Source organism: Streptomyces sp. NPDC002476, assembly GCF_042889785.1.
GTDB lineage: Bacteria > Actinomycetota > Actinomycetes > Streptomycetales > Streptomycetaceae > Streptomyces.
The window spans coordinates 25,359-41,907 of record NZ_JBIARH010000009.1 but is presented as its reverse complement, the minus strand read 5'-3'; the positions used below and the strand labels follow the sequence as shown (position 1 = coordinate 41,907).

Annotated in this window: 15 protein-coding genes; 13 read left to right on the top strand and 2 right to left on the bottom strand. The window is 71.5% G+C overall.

The window, feature by feature from the left end; translation table 11 throughout:
- Positions 1 to 3 precede the first annotated feature (3 nt).
- Positions 4 to 264 (top strand): hypothetical protein, encoded by a 261-nt coding sequence (locus tag ACFYXM_RS13430; RefSeq protein ID WP_389289148.1) that lies wholly within the window; start codon positions 4 to 6, stop codon positions 262 to 264.
- Between the two features lie 95 nt (positions 265 to 359).
- Here the strand turns inward: ACFYXM_RS13430 and ACFYXM_RS13425 are convergent, their stop codons facing one another.
- The gene (locus tag ACFYXM_RS13425) at positions 360 to 1,271 is read right to left on the bottom strand and encodes a phosphatidylinositol-specific phospholipase C (RefSeq protein ID WP_389289147.1); all 912 of its coding nucleotides are present in this window, start codon (positions 1,269 to 1,271) and stop codon (positions 360 to 362) included.
- On the opposite strand from ACFYXM_RS13425, the gene ACFYXM_RS13420 reads away from it, so the two are divergent.
- The 3 genes from ACFYXM_RS13420 (at position 1,211) to ACFYXM_RS13410 (ending at position 3,198) form a co-directional block, all read left to right on the top strand.
- A complete protein-coding gene (locus ACFYXM_RS13420) occupies positions 1,211 to 1,723 on the top strand; it encodes an ATP-binding protein (protein WP_389289146.1) in 513 nt (170 codons plus the stop codon). The genes ACFYXM_RS13425 and ACFYXM_RS13420 overlap by 61 nt on opposite strands.
- Before the next feature lie 90 nt (positions 1,724 to 1,813).
- Complete coding sequence (locus tag ACFYXM_RS13415) at positions 1,814 to 2,512, top strand: DUF5701 family protein (RefSeq protein WP_389289145.1); 699 nt, start codon at positions 1,814 to 1,816, stop codon at positions 2,510 to 2,512.
- Between the two features lie 71 nt (positions 2,513 to 2,583).
- Positions 2,584 to 3,198: a DinB family protein gene (locus ACFYXM_RS13410; RefSeq protein WP_389289144.1), complete on the top strand. Its 615-nt coding sequence runs from the start codon at positions 2,584 to 2,586 to the stop codon at positions 3,196 to 3,198.
- Positions 3,199 to 3,290: 92 nt separating this feature from the next.
- Here the strand turns inward: ACFYXM_RS13410 and ACFYXM_RS13405 are convergent, their stop codons facing one another.
- The gene (locus ACFYXM_RS13405) at positions 3,291 to 5,132 is read right to left on the bottom strand and encodes a bifunctional metallophosphatase/5'-nucleotidase (protein WP_389289143.1); all 1,842 of its coding nucleotides are present in this window, start codon (positions 5,130 to 5,132) and stop codon (positions 3,291 to 3,293) included.
- A gap of 280 nt (positions 5,133 to 5,412) precedes the next feature.
- On the opposite strand from ACFYXM_RS13405, the gene mshD reads away from it, so the two are divergent.
- The 9 genes from mshD (at position 5,413) to pstS (ending at position 16,396) form a co-directional block, all read left to right on the top strand.
- Positions 5,413 to 6,336 (top strand): mycothiol synthase, encoded by a 924-nt coding sequence (mshD, locus tag ACFYXM_RS13400; RefSeq protein WP_389289142.1) that lies wholly within the window; start codon positions 5,413 to 5,415, stop codon positions 6,334 to 6,336.
- A 394-nt stretch (positions 6,337 to 6,730) separates the two neighbouring features.
- Positions 6,731 to 7,993: a PP2C family protein-serine/threonine phosphatase gene (locus tag ACFYXM_RS13395; RefSeq protein WP_389289306.1), complete on the top strand. Its 1,263-nt coding sequence runs from the start codon at positions 6,731 to 6,733 to the stop codon at positions 7,991 to 7,993.
- Between the two features lie 228 nt (positions 7,994 to 8,221).
- A complete protein-coding gene (locus tag ACFYXM_RS13390; protein WP_389289141.1) occupies positions 8,222 to 8,632 on the top strand; it encodes a GntR family transcriptional regulator in 411 nt (136 codons plus the stop codon).
- A 5-nt stretch (positions 8,633 to 8,637) separates the two neighbouring features.
- Positions 8,638 to 9,609, top strand: a complete 972-nt coding sequence (locus ACFYXM_RS13385; RefSeq protein ID WP_389289140.1) for an ABC transporter ATP-binding protein — start codon at positions 8,638 to 8,640, stop codon at positions 9,607 to 9,609.
- Positions 9,606 to 10,625 carry an ABC transporter permease gene (locus tag ACFYXM_RS13380; protein WP_389289139.1) on the top strand — a complete coding sequence of 340 codons (1,020 nt, stop codon included), beginning with the start codon at positions 9,606 to 9,608 and terminating at the stop codon, positions 10,623 to 10,625. The genes ACFYXM_RS13385 and ACFYXM_RS13380 overlap by 4 nt, the downstream gene beginning before the upstream one ends.
- Before the next feature lie 476 nt (positions 10,626 to 11,101).
- Positions 11,102 to 13,357 (top strand): RNA degradosome polyphosphate kinase, encoded by a 2,256-nt coding sequence (locus ACFYXM_RS13375; protein WP_389289138.1) that lies wholly within the window; start codon positions 11,102 to 11,104, stop codon positions 13,355 to 13,357.
- Positions 13,344 to 14,351 (top strand): CHAD domain-containing protein, encoded by a 1,008-nt coding sequence (locus tag ACFYXM_RS13370; RefSeq protein ID WP_389289137.1) that lies wholly within the window; start codon positions 13,344 to 13,346, stop codon positions 14,349 to 14,351. The genes ACFYXM_RS13375 and ACFYXM_RS13370 overlap by 14 nt, the downstream gene beginning before the upstream one ends.
- Positions 14,348 to 14,875 (top strand): NUDIX hydrolase, encoded by a 528-nt coding sequence (locus ACFYXM_RS13365; protein ID WP_389289136.1) that lies wholly within the window; start codon positions 14,348 to 14,350, stop codon positions 14,873 to 14,875. The genes ACFYXM_RS13370 and ACFYXM_RS13365 overlap by 4 nt, the downstream gene beginning before the upstream one ends.
- Before the next feature lie 390 nt (positions 14,876 to 15,265).
- Complete coding sequence (gene pstS, locus ACFYXM_RS13360) at positions 15,266 to 16,396, top strand: phosphate ABC transporter substrate-binding protein PstS (protein ID WP_389289135.1); 1,131 nt, start codon at positions 15,266 to 15,268, stop codon at positions 16,394 to 16,396.
- The last annotated feature ends 153 nt before the right edge of the window (positions 16,397 to 16,549 follow it).

Genomic DNA, 16,549 nt, shown 5'->3' with positions numbered 1-16,549 from the left:
GATGTGCGTGGAACCAATCGCATCAGCGTTCCGCTCTCGGCCTTCGGTGTCCTTGTCGGCGTGTTGCGTCCCCGCCGCGTCGTCCCCAGCCGCTCCGATCTCGCCGAAGAGGCCAACCACGTGAGCGTCCTCTACAACGGGCGCATCCTGCACCACGGAACGACCGCCAGCTTCCTGAACCACACGCCGGCCGATGTCGTACCCGGAAGAGCAGCCGAAGGCGCCTACACGGCTCTTCTCGCTCAGCACGGCTCCGACCTCTGATCATCCGCCCAAGGGCCGGTCCATTGCATGTGGCGGGCACACGACGGGGGCTCTCCGATTCGGTGTCCAGGACGCCGCAGCCCGGCGGCCCCGCGTCAACGATCCAGCGGGTTGTGCCGGATCAGTGACTCCACGAGGCCGGACCGGGTGGCCGGGAAGTCCAGCGGGACGATGCCGAGACCGGTCCAGCCGGACGCCTCGGAGCCGTCGAGGAACGAGTGGACCTGGGGGTTGAGCCGATCCGCGTTCCATCGCGGGGGCAGCAGGGCCGCGGTGCTGACATAGTTCATGTACAGCTTCCCGGGTTGCCCAGCCGCCTTGCGGAACTGGGCTTCTATCTTGCGGTACTTGGCGATCGGCTCCGCCATGTAGTCGTCCTGGATGTCGAAGAGTGCGGGGTCGGCGTAACGGACGCCGGGCAGTCCGCCGTTGTCCGCGAGCAGGACGACCTTGCCACGTGCCTGGCCCAGCGACGGGAGCGCCGAGTCGATGCGGAACAGAGGACGCCAACCCCGTACGTCGAGGTAGTCGTCGAAGACGGTCCGGAACGTCGCGTCGCTCTCCTCCGAGTACTCCTGCTTCACCCGCATCAGCACGGTCTCGGTGGGGTGCGCGGCCAGGAAGTCCCAGCAGGCGCCGAGGACATCGCCGAACATCATGTTCTGGTACGAGGCCCCGTGGTGGATCGCGAACGAGCCTCCGGTGACCCGGCAGCGCACGTCGAGGAATCGGATACCGCTGCTCAACTGCTCCGCGATCGTGGCGTTTTGACATTCCGTCCATGGCCCGCCGTACCGAGCACCGGAGTCGTGCGAACCAGGGATCGTGAGCTGTTGCAGTGCGGTGGCATCGGGGAGGGCACCCATCCAGCCCTGAGTGGTGAGGGCCTGCCGGGTGTCGGCCCCGGCGGACCCCGCGCCCAGGAGGACGGTGGCAGTCGCGGCGAATGCGCCTGCGAGGAAGGTACGACGCGAACCGGGACGTGAGCCTGCGTACGGGCTGCTCATGCGGGTGCCTCCGTCTGCGGTGGGGAATCGGCCCTCGGATTATGACCGGCACATGCCAGTGTCGGAACAGGGCGAGCCGCCACCGTCGTCGTGGTCGCCGCGGTTTGCCCCGTACGCCGGGCGCGGGCGTACGGTCCACTCGACCCAACGCCCCCGATGAGCGCGCGCGCCTGTGCGTAACCGAGATGGTCACCAACGCGCGCCCCCATACGCCGACTTCGGTGATCGGCGTCGAGGCGGTCGTGCTGCGGACGCGCGTCACGGTGGCGGTCACGGACGAAGCGCACTGGGCGCTTCCGAAACCGACGGACTTCCGCGTCGAACCGGAACGGGTCGGCGGACAAGGGCTGTTGCTCGTGGAACGGCTCGCCCTGGCCTGGGGCGCGACCGTCCTCGACCATTGCGTTCCGTACCGGAAGGCGGTCTGGTTCACGCTCGGGACAACCCTCTGAGACCCATACCTCTGAGACCCGGTCGGGAACATTCCCGCGGGCCGTCGCGTTCTCTCTGGGCCCTTCCACATCGCTATCCCAGGGAGCATCGTGCCCGAAACCGCGTCTGCCACCCCTGTCCTTCCTTCCTCGCTCTCCGCCTCGCTCCCCGCCTTGAGCGCCCAGGCCGAACGTCTGGTCGAGCTGGGAGTGCACGAGATCGCCGGGCTGTCCGCCGAAGAGCTCCGTACCTTCGCATCCGCCGAGGCCGCCAAGGCTCCGGCGGGCGGCGAGGGCGCCCTGCTCGCGGTTCACCCGGACCGGGCCCCGGCCTCCGCCCTTGCGCCGTTGCTGCGCCGCTCGGGCAAGCCGGGGTTCGTCGTCGTCGACATGCCGGACGTGGACCTCTTCGCTCCGCTCGACACGGTCGCGCTGCCCGACGCCCCGCTCTACCTCCTCACCGGTCTCGACCGAGGCGACCGGATGGCCAACTGGAGCCCGGACGAGGCGCTGCCCGCCCTCACGGCCGAGGCCCGTACGCCATTGCTGCTCACCGAGGGCATCCACTGGGTGCTCCAGCAACCCGACATCCTGGAACGCAACCACTGCTTCATGACCATCGGCTCGCGGCTGCGCAAGGCCAACGGCGCCCTGGACACCCGTACGCCTGCGGTCTGGATCAGCAACGGCACCGGGCGGGACGGGCGCGAGCGCCGCGACGCGCCCAAGATCGGATGGTGCTGGGCGGGCAACCGGCACACCTGGCTGGGCTTCGCCTCCGCGACGGGCCGCCGGGGCCAGGGCTCGTAAAGGAGCGCCCCGCACCGTCTTTCGGTCAAAAGACGGTGCGGGGCGACCGGCCGGTCCCCAGACTGAGGCCCATGACCGCACCGGACCACGCCAAGAGCGACGAGAGCGCCAAGAGCGATCTCCGCTACTACCTCCAGTCAGCCCGTGACGCCCTGTTGTGGAAGCTCGAAGGGCTCTCCGAGTACGACGTCCGCCGCCCGCGCACACCGACCGGCACCAACCTCCTGGGCCTGGTGAAACATGTGACCGGGGTGGAACTGGGCTACCTCGGCGATGTCTTCGGGCGGCCCTCCGGCATACCCCTGCCCTGCCTCGACGACGACGCCGAGCCCAACGCGGACATGTGGGCCACCGCCGACGAGTCGCGCGAACACATCGTGGGCCTCTACCACCAGGCATGGACGCACGCGGACGCGACGATCGACGCGCTGGCGCTGGAAACGGTCGGCAGGGTGCCGTGGTGGCCCGCCAGCCGGGGCGAAGTGACGTTGCACCATGCCGTGGTGCGCGTGATCGCGGACACCCACCGGCATGCCGGTCACGCCGACATCCTCCGCGAGCTCACGGACGGTGCCGTCGGGATGGACAAGGGCAACGACAACATGCCGCCGGGCGAAACCGGGTGGTGGGAAGACCATCGGAACCGGCTGGAACGCGTGGCCCGGGAGGCCGGGGGCGACGCCTGACCTGAGCAGGCGCGAACGACGAGGGGCGGCGAGCCCGTCCGGCCCGCCGCCCCGATTCGTCGCGTGCGGAAGTCCTCCGCCGCCTACGTGCGTTACTTGATGACCGTGATCCGGTCCGCCGCCGGCGGGGCCAGCGGGGCGGCGGCCGAGGAGTGGGCCGCCAGGTAGGCGTTGAACACGTCCAGGTCGGACGGGCCGACCAGCTTGTTCGTGCCCTGGCCGAGGGCCGCGAAGCCGTCGCCGCCGCCCGCCAGGAACTCGTTCATGGCGACGCGGTACGTCTTCGCCGGGTCGATCGCCTCACCGTTCAGCTTGATGGTGTCGGTGACCACGCGGGCCGCGCCCGACTTCGTCATGTCCAGGGTGTACGTGAGGCCCTTCGAGACCTGGAGGATCTTCGGGCCGGCCTCGTTGGATCCGCTGACCTGCTGCTGGAGCGCGGTGATCAGCTGGGCGCCGGTCAGGTCGACGACGTTCATCATGTTGGTGAAGGGCTGCACGGTGAAGGCCTCGCCGTACGTCACCACGCCGTCGGTCTTGCCGTCCTCCGACGCGTACACCAGGTCCGCGCGGATGCCGCCCGGGTTCATCAGGGCCAGGACCGCCCCGCCCTTGTCCGCCGGGGCCAGGCCCTCCAGCTGGGCGTCCGCGATCAGGTCGCCGAGCGGCTTCTCGTACGCCGTGGAGCCGCGGCCGTCGATGTCGGCGCTGATGTAGCCCTGCGGACGGTTCGCGATCGGGGCCGCCAGGGCGTTCCAGCGCGCGATCAGGGCCGTCATGTCATCGGCCTTGGGCTGGTCCCGGGTGACGATGTGGTTGACGGACCGCGGGTTGTGCGCGCCGGCCGACTTCACCGACGTACGGACGATGTCCTTGGTGCGGCGGTCGTACGTGAGGGTCGTGTCCGTGTAGAGCTTGCCGAACGACGACGCCGAGGTGACCATGCGCGGGTTGCCCGCCGGGTCCGGGACGGTGCAGACGTACGCCTGGTGGGTGTGGCCCGTGACCAGCGCGTCGACCTTGGGCGTGATGCCCTTGGCGATGTCGGTGATCGGGCCGGAGATGCCGTCACCGGGGCCGGAGCTGTCGCAGTCGTAGTTGTACGAGGTGGAGGAGGGCTGCCCGCCCTCGTGGATCAGCGCGACGATGGACTTGACGCCCTGCCGGTCCAGCTCCTTGGCGTACTTGTTGATGGTCTTGATCTCATCGTGGAACCTCAGGCCCTTGACGCCGTTGGCCGTGACGATGTTCGGAGTGCCCTCCAGGGTCACGCCGATGAAGCCGATCTTGACTCCGTTCTTCTTCCACACCGTGTACGGCTTGAGGATCGGGCGGCCGGTCTTCTCGTTCGTCACATTGGCGGCGAGGTACGGGAAGTCGGCGCCCTTGAACTTCTTGCCCTTCTCGTAGCACCCCTCGACCGGGTGGCAGCCGCCGTTCTGAAGGCGGGCCAGCTCCGTCGCGCCCTCGTCGAACTCGTGGTTGCCGACGCTCGTGACGTCCAGGTCCAGCTTGTTGAGCGCCTCGATGCTCGGCTCGTCGTGGAAGAGACCCGAGAGCAGCGGGCTCGCGCCGACCATGTCACCGCCGGCGGCGGTGATCGAGTACGGGTGCCCCTTGCGCGCGGTGCGCAGCGAGGACGCCAGGTACTCGACCCCGCCGGCCGGAATCGGCTTCGCCGTGCCGTCGGGCTGCGTCTCGGTGACCGTGCCCGCCGAGCCGGCCGGCGGTTCGAGGTTGCCGTGCAGGTCGTTGAAGGACAGCAGCTGCACGTCGACGGTGCGGGCGGGCTTGTGGTGGCCGTGCCCGTGGCCGTGCCCCCGGTCGTGGGCGCCGGCCGGCATCGCGGCGGCGAGCGCACCGACGGTGGCGAGCCCGGCCGCGGCGGCGAGCACCCGCCGGGACACGCGGTTCTTCTGCGGTTTCGCTGACATCGGTCCCCTTGTGAGTTCAGCGGAGGTCAAAGAGCGTTGACGAGTCCGGAGGCGTCGTGCGCAGCCTAGGGTCAACGCGCGTAGCGCGACAGATGTGCAGGGTTACGAACTGGTTGCCATGCGGTCGGCCGGGCGGCTGAGCCCCGCGAGGTCTCATCCGCCAGGGGCCGCGCCCCGACCTCGGCCCGCAGTGCCGCGGCCGCCCCCGCTCCGTACCGTTGCGGCTCTCCCGGTCCCGTGACACCCGCCAACCGCCGCCTCCCCCCGTACGCTCGTACACATGACGACTGACGTACCTCTGCCCGCCCCCGGGCGGGAGATCCAGACGCTCGACGCACTCTCCCCCGAACAGGCCCAGGCAGTGTCCGACCTGCTCGCCGAGGCGGCCCGCTCCGACGGCAGGCAGGCCGTGTCCGAGCAGGGGCGGCTGCAGCTGCGGGGCGGGCGGCGCGAGGGAGTGCGGCATCTGCTGCTCAGCAGCGGGCCGACCCTGGTGGGGTACGCGCAGCTGGAGGACACCGACCCCGTCGAGGCGCCGGCCGCCGAGCTGGTCGTCCACCCCTCGTACCGCGGGCAGGGGCACGGGCGGGCACTCGGGGCGGCGCTGCTGGCCCTGACCGGCAAGCGGCTGCGGGTGTGGGCGCACGGCGGGAAGTCCGCCGCCCGGCATCTGTCCCAGGTCCTCGGCCTCTCCCTCTTCCGTGAACTGCGCCAGCTGCGCCGCCCGTTGACCCCGCCGGACATCCCGGAGCCGGTGCTTCCGCCCGGTGTCACGATCCGTGCCTTCGTCCCCGGCGAGGACGACGCCGCCTGGCTCGCGGTGAACCGCGCGGCCTTCGCCCACCACCCCGAGCAGGGCTCGCTGACCCAGCGCGACCTGGACGACCGCAGGGCGGAGCCCTGGTTCGACCCGAAGGGCTTCTTCCTCGCCGAGCGCGACGGCGAACTGATCGGCTTCCACTGGACGAAGGTGCACGCCGAGGAGCAGCTCGGCGAGGTGTATGTCCTCGGCATCCGGCCGGACGCGCAGGGCGGCGGGCTCGGCAAGGCGCTCACCGCGATCGGGCTGCGCCACCTGGCCGCGCAGGGGCTGCCGACCGCGATGCTCTACGTCGACGCGGACAACAAAGCCGCCCTGACGGTCTACGAGCGCATGGGCTTCGCGACGCACGAGGTGGACCTGATGTACCGCACGGAGACCTGAGCCGGGTGGTGCCCGTCGACTCCGCCGTCGTTCGAGCGCACCATCACGCGGCCGGAGTCCGCAAGGACAGGGGGCTCCGACGGGGCCGGGCCTTCGTCGGTACGCGGCGAGGCTGGACATGGCTGCCCGCCTGAGCGGCGGGCGGCTGACCCGCCCGCCCCGCCCTGTCGGCATGCGGAGCAACCGGACGGGCCGCCCGGACCGCCCCGTGCGAGGGTGATAGCGAACGTCCACGGTCGGGAACAGGAGGCGGGGCGCACCGCGCGAGGCAGTGGTGGGTTCGGCGGGCATGTCCCGGTACGTGCGCCGGGAGGAGGGCGCGGTGAGCGAGCGGCAGCAGTCGCACGGCGACGCGGTGCCCTTCGCCGACCTGCGCAAGCGCCTGGACTCCGAGATGGACCAGATCGCCCAGCATCTGCGGGTGCTCGCCTCCACCAAGAGCCGGCTCGAGGAGCTGCTCGACGCGGTGCTCGCCATCACCGGCGAGCTGGAGCTCAGCGAAGTACTCCGGCGCATCGTCACCACCGCCATGCGCCTGTGCGGCGCCCGCTACGGTGCGCTCGGTGTGCTGGACGAGGAGGGCAAGTACCTCGAGCGGTTCATCACTGTGGGGCTGAGCGACGAGGAGTACGAGGCGCTGGCCGATGTCGACTTCCCGCACGGCAAGGGCGTCCTGGGCCTTCTCATCAAGAACCCCGAGCCGCTGCGGCTGGAGGACATCTCCGCCCATCCGGCCTCGGTCGGCTACCCGCCCGGCCACCCCCGCATGCGGTCCCTCCTCGGCGTCGCCATCAGCGTCCGCGGCGAGATCTACGGCGACCTCTACCTGTCCGAACGCCTCGACGCCCAACCCTTCGAGCACGGAGACCAGGAGGTCCTGGTGGCGCTGGCCAGCGCGGCCGGCATCGCCATCGAGAGCGCTCGCCTCTTCGAGCAGGTCCGCGACAGCGCCGAGAACTTCCAGCGTCTGCTGCTGCCCGCCCTGCCCGACCTCAGCCCCTACTCCGCCGCCACCATCTACCGCCCCGCCGCCGAGCCCAACCACCTGGGCGGCGACTGGTACGACGCGCTGCTTCTGCCGGACGGCGCGCTGGGCATCGTCATCGGCGACGTCTGCGGCCACGACCTGTCCGCGGCCGCCACCATGGCGCAGATCCGCAACATGCTGCGCGCGCTGTTCTACGACCGCCAAACACCGCCCAGCGACGTCCTGCGACAGCTCGACGTCACCTTGGAGGTCGGCTCCGACTCCCCGGCGACCACCGTGCTGGCGGCCCGGGTCGAGCCCGGCGAGAAGAACCGGGTTCTGCACTGGTGCGCCGCCGGCCATCTCCCTCCCCTGGTGATCACGCCTGACGGACAGGCCGAGTACCTGCTGGACGAGCCGGGCGTGCCGCTGGGCGTCGACCCGGCGCTGCCGCGCCCGGACCACCGCAGGAGGCTGCCGCCGGGAGCCACGGTCGTCTTCTTCACCGACGGCCTGGTCGAGCATTCCGCCCACTCGATCGACGAGGGTATGGACACCCTGCTCGACCTGGCGGGCGCGTACGCCGCGTTGCCGGTGGACGAGCTGGTGAAGGCGCTCGCGGACCATCACCCCAGCGACGGCCACGATGACATGGCCATCCTCGCGCTGCGGCTTCCCGCGGAAGGCTGAGACGCCCCGGACGCCGGTGACTCGTCACGCCTGGACGAGTGATTCCGAAGTCTTCGGGTGCGTGAAGCGAGGGTCTCGTTGGTCCGTTTCGGAACTACTCGCCCAGGGGCGGAGTCGAGCGGCCACCCGTATCGAATGTCCGCTCGACTCCGCCCCTCTCTTGCGACTTGACACCGCCCCCCTTCTTGCAACACTCTTTCACTACTTGATTAGTGAAAGGGGGAAAGCATGGCAGGACCCGCGGCGATCGAGTACCGCATCGACCGGCGCAGTGGCGTCGCCACATACCTCCAGATCGTCCAGCAGACCAAACAGGCCCTCCGGCTCGGCCTGCTGGAGCCCGGCGACCGGCTGCCCGCCGCGCGGGAGGTCGTGGAGGCCACCGCCATCAATCCGAACACCGTGCTCAAGGCGTACCGGGAGCTGGAACGCGAGGGCCTGGTCGAGGGCCGGCGCGGGCTCGGCACGTTCGTCACGCGGACGCTCGGCGGCGCGGCGGCCGTCGACGACACCCCGCTGCGCACCGAACTCGCCGACTGGACCCGGCGGGCCCGCGCGGCCGGCCTGGAGAAGGACGACGTGAGCGCGCTCTTCACCGCCGTACTGGACAGGACTTTCGAGGGGGATCAGCCCGGATGACCCGGATGACAGAGGCCACGAGCCCATCGAGCGCCGGGGGCGCGAGGGGCTCTGCGGCGGCAGGCGCCGCGATCGAGGCCGTCGGCCTCGGCATGAAGTACCGGAGCAGGAGGGGCGGGGGCTGGGCGCTGCGCGACTGTTCGTTCCGGTTGCCCGCCGGGCGCGTGTGCGCCCTCGTCGGGCCCAACGGCGCGGGCAAGTCCACCCTGCTCGCCCTGGCCGCGGGCTTTCTGCGGGCCGCCGAGGGGACGATACGGGTGCTGGGCGCGGCGCCCGGCGAGACGCGGGCGCGGGTGGCGTTCGTGGCCCAGGACAAGCCGCTGTACCCGCAGTTGACGGTCGCCGGGACGCTCTGGGCGGGTGCCGAGCTGAACCCGGACGCCTGGGACCAGGACACCGCCGAACGCATCGCCGGGGACCTCCCGCGCGACGCGACGGTCCGTACCCTCTCCGGCGGTCAGCGCACCCGGCTCGCGCTGGCCCTCGCCCTCGGCAAACGTCCCGAACTGCTCCTGCTGGACGAGCCGATGGCGGATCTCGACCCGCTCGCCCGCCACCGGCTGATGGGCGCGCTCATGGCGGAGGCCGCCGAGCACTCCACCACCATCGTGATGTCCTCGCACATCCTCGGCGAGCTGGAGAACGCCTGCGACTACCTCCTGCTGGTCGACGGCGGCCGGGTCCGGCTGGGCGGCGAGACGGACGACCTCCTCACCGCGCACGCCCTGCTCACCGGCCCGGTGCGGGACACCGCGCCGCACACCGTCGTCGAGTCGCGCACGACGGGGCGGACGCAGACCACGCTGGTGCGCAGGCAGGGCCTCGTGGACACGAGCGTCTGGGATGCGGCGGAGCCCTCGCTGGAGGAGCTGCTGCTGGCCCATCTGCGGTCGCCGGAGGCGCCCGCCCTGCTGACGCCGAGCGCCGAGGCCCGGACCACGGCCGGGACCGGGGCCGGCAAGGAGGTGGCGGCATGAGCGCGCTCGGCGTCTCCCCCTCGCGGGACACCACCCGCACGACCTCCGGCACCGCCTCGCGCAGCGGTCTGCACGGACAGATCCGCGTTCTCCTGCGCCAGCACCGGCGCGTCCTGTGGGGCTGGGGCGCACTGCTGCTGCTCGGCGTCGGCTTCGTGGTCGCGCTGCGGATCTGGGTCACGGTCGCGGGCCGCGACGAACTGTGCGCCGACGGCGACACGACCCCGTGCGGCGACGACGTCTATCAGCCCACCTACGCGCGCACGAGCGCCGAGACGTTCCTGGCGGACGGCGGCACCGCCATGATGGTGCTCGCCGTGCTCGTCGGAGCCTTCGTGGCAGGCCCGCTGATCGCCCGGGAGCTGGAGAGCGGGACGTTCCGGATGGCCTGGGCCCAGTCCAGCTCCCCCGCGCAGTGGCTGGCGGCGCGGCTCGCGGTGCCCGCCGCCCTGGCGGCCTCCGGCGCCGTCGTTCTGGTCCCGGTCTACCACTGGGGACGTTCCCAGCTGGTGAACAGCCCGTACGTCTACGGACTCGGCTGGTACGAGCCGAGCGTGTACCCGGTCATGGGGCCGGTGTCCATCGGGTACGTACTGCTGGCGGTCGCCGTGGGCGCGCTCATCGCCCTGCTCGTGCGTCGCACGGTCGTCTCCATCGCCGTGTCCGTCCTCGTCCTGGGCCTCGTGATGAAGATCCAGCAGCGGGTACGCGAGGACCTCTGGCCGACGGCCCGGGCCCTCGGCGACCACCGGCCGAAGGGCGATGTCTGGTGGGTCGACTCGGGCATGCTCACGGCCGCGGGCAAGGAGGTGCGCTGGAGGGACTGCCCCGACGCCTACACGACGGACGATCCCGGCGCCTGCATGCGCGAGCTCGGCGGTGTCACCAATTTCGTCGACTACCACCCCGCCTCGCACTTCTGGCCGCTCCAGCTCGTCGAGACCGGCATCCTGCTCGCCCTGGCCGCGCTCGCCGTCCTCCTCGCGTTCCGGGTGCTGCGGCGTCGGCACGGCTGACCGCGCCGTCCCGGGCCCCCTCCCCGGAGGGGGCCCGGGCTTCTCCGGCGGGCCCGCGCCGTCCGTCCCGGCCCCTTTCCGAGGGGGCCGGGACGGTCCGCGCACGGCACACCGCTTCCTGCACGTCATGTCGCCGTTACCAGCCATTCAGAAGGGCTTGCCACCCTCTCAGAATGCAGCCAGCTGTGCCGACCCCTCACGACGGGAGAAATCCCGGTGGAGACCAGGCGATCCACGCGAGCCACGAGAGCCACGCCGGCCATGTGAACCGCACACACCTCACGGGCCTCACGGGCCTCGGAAACCGTACGGTTCCCGAAGCGCGCGCCGAGCGCCCCGGGCGCGCGAACGCCGCCGCCCCCACGAGCCGTACGAACCGCGCGGACGGCGCTCCGGACCGTACGGACCGCGCGTTCCCCGTGGTCTCCTCGTCCTCCGGCGCGCCCTCGAAGCCCCGGGCGCGGAAGAATGGGTTCATGAGCCAGCAGCCCAGCTCCGAGGTCCCGGTCCGGTCCACCGCGCAGCCGTCGGTCGGCTTGCTCGCCGCGCACCGGCCGCACGCCGTCGCCGCTTCCTCACGCGACGGGGCCGCCCTGTCCACCGCTGCCGACCTCGATCCCGACATCGACGGCGACGTCGACGCGTACGAGCCCGACATCGACGGCGACGAGCTGCCGCACGACCGGTTCCTGGACCGGGAACGCAGCTGGCTCGCGTTCAACGAGCGGGTGCTCGAACTCGCCGAGGACCCGGCGACCCCCCTCCTCGAACGGGCTAATTTCCTCGCCATCTTCGCCTCGAACCTGGACGAGTTCTTCATGGTCCGGGTGGCCGGGCTCAAGCGCCGCATCGCCACCGGTGTCGCCACCCGTTCCGCCTCCGGGCTCCAGCCCCGCGAGGTCCTGGACCTGATCTGGACCCGCTCGCGCGAACTCATGGCCCGGCACGCGGCCTGTTACCAGCAGGACGTGGCCCCCGCCCTGTCCGACGAGGGCATCCAGCTGATCCGCTGGCCCGAGCTGACCGAGAAGGAGCAGGCCCGCCTGTTCACCTTCTTCCGGCAGCGCGTGTTCCCGGTGCTGACGCCGCTGGCCGTCGACCCGGCGCACCCCTTCCCGTACATCTCCGGGCTCTCGCTCAACCTGGCCGTCGTCGTGCGCAACCCGGTCAGCGGGCACCGCCACTTCGCCCGGGTCAAGGTGCCGCCGCTGCTGACCCGCTTCCTGGAGGCGTCGCCGCAGCGGTACGTGCCCATAGAGGACATCATCGCCGCCCACCTCGAAGAGCTCTTCCCGGGCATGGAGGTCCTCGCCCACCACATGTTCCGGGTCACCCGGAACGAGGACCTGGAGGTCGAGGAGGACGACGCCGAGAACCTCCTCAAGGCCCTGGAGAAGGAGCTCATGCGGCGCCGCTTCGGCCCGCCGGTCCGCCTGGAGGTCGAGGAGTCCATCGAGCCGTACGTGCTGGACCTGCTGGTACGCGAGCTGAAGGTGTCCGAATCCGAGGTCTACCCGCTGCCCGGGCCGCTCGACCTGACCGGACTGTTCGGCGTCGCGTCCCTGGACCGGCCCGAGCTGAAGTACCCCAAGTTCATCGCGGGCACCCACCGCGACCTCGCGGAGGTCGAGTCCGCCTCCGCGCCCGACATCTTCGCCGCGCTGCGCGAACGCGACGTGCTGCTGCACCACCCGTACGACTCGTTCTCCACCTCCGTCCAGGCGTTCCTGGAGCAGGCCGCCGCCGACCCCGACGTCCTCGCCATCAAGCAGACCCTGTACCGGACCTCGGGCGAGTCGCCGATAGTGGAAGCCCTGATCGACGCCGCCGAGTCCGGCAAGCAGGTCCTCGTCCTCGTCGAGATCAAGGCCCGCTTCGACGAGCAGGCCAACATCAAGTGGGCGCGCAAGCTGGAGGAGGCCGGCTGCCATGTCGTCTACGGGCTCGTCGGCCTCAAGACCCACTGCAAGCTCTCGCTCGTCGTCCGCCAGGAGGGCGACACACTGCGCCGCTACGCGCACGTCGGCACCGGCAACTACCACCCCAAGACCGCCCGGCTGTACGAGGACCTCGGCCTGCTGACCTCGGACCAACAGGTCGGGGCGGACCTCTCCGACCTGTTCAACCGGCTCTCCGGCTACTCCCGCCGCGAGACCTACCGCCGCCTCCTGGTCGCCCCGCGCTCGCTGCGCGACGGGCTGATCGCCCGGATCGACAAGGAGATCACGCACCAGCGGGCCGGGCGGACCGCCTACGTGCGCATCAAGGTCAACTCCATGGTCGACGAGGCGGTCATCGACGCCTGCTACCGGGCGGCGATGGCCGGGGTCCCGGTGGACATCTGGGTACGCGGCATCTGCGCGATACGCCCCGGCGTCCCCGGCCTCTCCGAGAACATCCGGGTCCGCTCGGTTCTGGGACGCTTCCTGGAGCACTCCCGGATCTTCGCGTTCGGCAACGGCGGCGAACCCGAGGTGTGGTTCGGCAGCGCCGACATGATGCACCGCAACCTCGACCGCCGGATCGAAGCACTGGTCCGGGTCACCGACCCCGCCCACCGCGCCGCACTCAACCGGCTCCTGGAGACCGGCATGGCCGACACCACCTCCTCCTGGCACCTCGGTCCCGACGGGAACTGGACCCGCCACTCCACGGACGCGGACGGCCAGCCACTGCGGCACGTACAGGAAATGCTCATTGACGCCCGGAGGCGCCGGCGTGCGACGCCATGACCACCAGACGACGACGCAGGCGGACCTTACGGCGGGCGCGGTGCTCGCGCCCTACCTTCAGGAACGGGCCGCCGAATTCCTCCGCGGCCTGCGCCTGCACCGCGAGCACAGCGCACCCTCGGATGCCGGGACCCGCACCGCCGAGGAGGCCGCCGCCGCGCTGCGCCGCTCCTCGCGCCGGATCGGCGGCACCCTGCACACCTTCCGGACGGCGCTGGACCCGGCCTGGGCCGAGCATCTGCGCGCCGAACTGGCCTGGCTGTCGGGGACCCTGGCCCGGGAACACGCCTACGCGACCCGGCTGAACCGGCTCCTCGAAGCGCTGCACCACGTGTCCGGCGGACCGCTCCCCGCCGCCCGCAAGGCAACGGGGGCCGGACCCCACGGACCCGACGACAAGGACCGTGCCGCCCTCGGCGTCGGCGCGGCCCGCGCCGGTGCCCTGCTGGAGCGCCAGCTGACCCTCGCCCGGACCCGCGCCCACTCCGCCGCGCTCCAGGCACTCGGCTCCTCCCGCTTCCACGCGGTGGCCGACGCCGTGGCGCTGCTCGCCTCCGAGGTCCCGCTCACCGCGTCGGCCGGGGCCCCGGCCGACGAGATGCTGCACGGCCCCGCCGAACGGGCCGAGCAGCAGTTGCTGGGCGCGGTGGCCGCGCTGCCGCCGGACGGGGCGACCGAGCCGTACAACGAGGCGCAGGACGCGCCCTGGCACCGGACCCGGCTGCTGCTGCGGCTGCACCGGTACGCCCACGAGGTGGTCCGCGGCGCCCCGGACCCGGTCCTGACCGCGGCGGGGCACGCCCTCGACCTGCACCGGGACGCGGCGGAGGCCGCCGCGGCGGCGGCATCGGCGGCCCGCACCCCCCGGATCGCGCCCGCGACCGCGTACGTCCTCGGGGTGCTGCACGCGGACCAGCGGCACGAGGCGGGGGCGGCACGCGGGCTGTTCCGGGCGAGCTGGCCGTACGCCCCGGCGGCGGCGACCACGCCATGAGCAGGCCGCCCGCGCCCGGTCCCGACGGCGCATCCGCCGGAAGGCCCGACGCCGCCCGTGCCGCAGGAACCGGCGCCGCCGCCCGGCCCGGGCGGCCGACGGGCGGACGCTCCGCGAACGGACCGGTCCTGGCGGCCGGATGCGTGCTGTGGCGGCGTTCGGAACGCACCGGCAGCATGGAGATCTGCCTGGTGCACCGGCCCCGTTACGACGACTGGTCGCACCCCAAGGGCAAGCTGAAGCGCGGCGAGTCGGCCCGGGACGCCGCCCGCCGTGAGGTCCTGGAGGAGACCGGCCACCACTGCGCGCTGGGAACCGTACTCCCCACGGTGCGGTACGCCGTGAACGGGCGGCCCAAGGAAGTCGCCTACTGGGCGGCCGAGGCCACCGGCGGCACGTTCGTGCCGGGAGCCGAGGTCGACCGGCTGGCCTGGCTCGCCCCGGCGGATGCCCGGGCCCGCCTCACGCAGGACCACGACCGGGACCTGCTCGACGTCTGGCTGGCCGGCCTGCCAGACGTCTGACTTCCCTGCCCGGCCCGTCGGCCGGTGTCCGGCACCCCCGCCCGCCCGTCGGCCGTCCGGCACTTCCCGTACCGGCCTCGTGGCCCGTGCCCGCGCCGGGACCACCGTCGGTCCGGGACCACCGTCGGCCCTGGACCGCGCCCCGGTTCGGGACCACCGTCGGTCCGGGACCGAAACCGCACCCCGGACCGGACCGGGCGACCGGTGGCGAGAACCGCACCGTCCAGCATGGTTCACCTCCCGTTCACCCACCCCCGTAAACCGCTTCACCTGTTCTGCCTAACTTCGGCAGTGCACGGTGCACGGCGAAACGCCGCAGCACCCACCACATCGCGCGCCGTCGTAGAACAAAAAAAGGCATCGGCGGCTCCTGGAAGGAACACCCGAAAAGTGAAGCTTCAGCGCAAGAACCGGCTTCGTGCCACCGCGCTCGGTGCCCTCGCCGTCTCCGGCGCCCTGGTCCTCACGGCGTGCGGTTCGGACGACAACAGCAACGGGTCCGCCGGCGGCGGCAAGACGAGCGCCGCGTCGAACATCAAGTGCGACGACGCCAAGGGCCAGCTGCTCGCCTCCGGATCCAGCGCGCAGAAGAACGCCATGGACCTCTGGGCCAAGAACTACATGGCCGGGTGCTCGGGTGTCGAGATCAACTACAAGTCGTCCTCCTCCGGTGAAGGCATCATCGCCTTCAACCAGGGCACGGTCGGCTTCGCCGGTTCCGACTCCGCGCTGAAGCCCGAAGAGGTCGCCGACTCGAAGAAGATCTGCAAGGGCGGCCAGGGCATCAACCTCCCGATGGTCGGCGGCCCGATCGCCATCGGTTACCACCTGGAGGGCGTCGACAACCTGACGCTGGACGCCCCCACCCTCGCCAAGATCTTCGACACGAAGATCAAGAAGTGGAACGACCCGGCGATCGCCAAGCTCAACAGCGGCGTCGACCTCCCGGACAAGGCGATCCAGCCCTTCCACCGCTCCGAGGACTCCGGCACCACGCAGAACCTCGGCAAGTACCTGAACGCCGCCGCGCCGAGCGACTGGAAGTACGAGGCCGAGAAGAAGTGGCCGGCCCCCGGTGGCCAGGCCGCGTCCGGCTCCTCCGGTGTCGCCTCCCAGGTGAAGGCCGTCGACGGCTCGATCGGCTACTTCGAGCTCAGCTACGCCACCGCGCAGTCGATCCCCACCGTCGACATCGCCACCGGTGCCGCCACCCCGGTCAAGGCCACCCCGGAGAACGCCTCCAAGGCCATCGCCGCCGCCAAGATCAAGGGCACCGGCAAGGACCTGGCCCTCGACCTCGACTACGCGACCAAGGCCGACGGCGCCTACCCGATCGTCCTGGTGACCTACGAGGTCGTCTGCGACAAGGGCAACAAGTCCGAGACCCTGCCGACGGTCAAGTCCTTCCTGAACTACACCGCCGGTGACGAGGGCCAGAAGCTCCTCACCGACGCCGGCTACGCGCCGATCCCGGCCGAGATCAACGCCAAGGTCCGCGAGACCATCGCCTCCCTCTCGTAACCCGGAAGCGCGACGAGCGGTAGCGCGCGTCGCGCGACACGACAACACCAGAGCAACACCAGCGACACCCGGCGGGCCGGTCCGGTGCACCCCTCCGGACCGGCCCGCCACCGCCCATCCGGTGCACCGCCGCCAGGGGAGCCACGCCGCTCC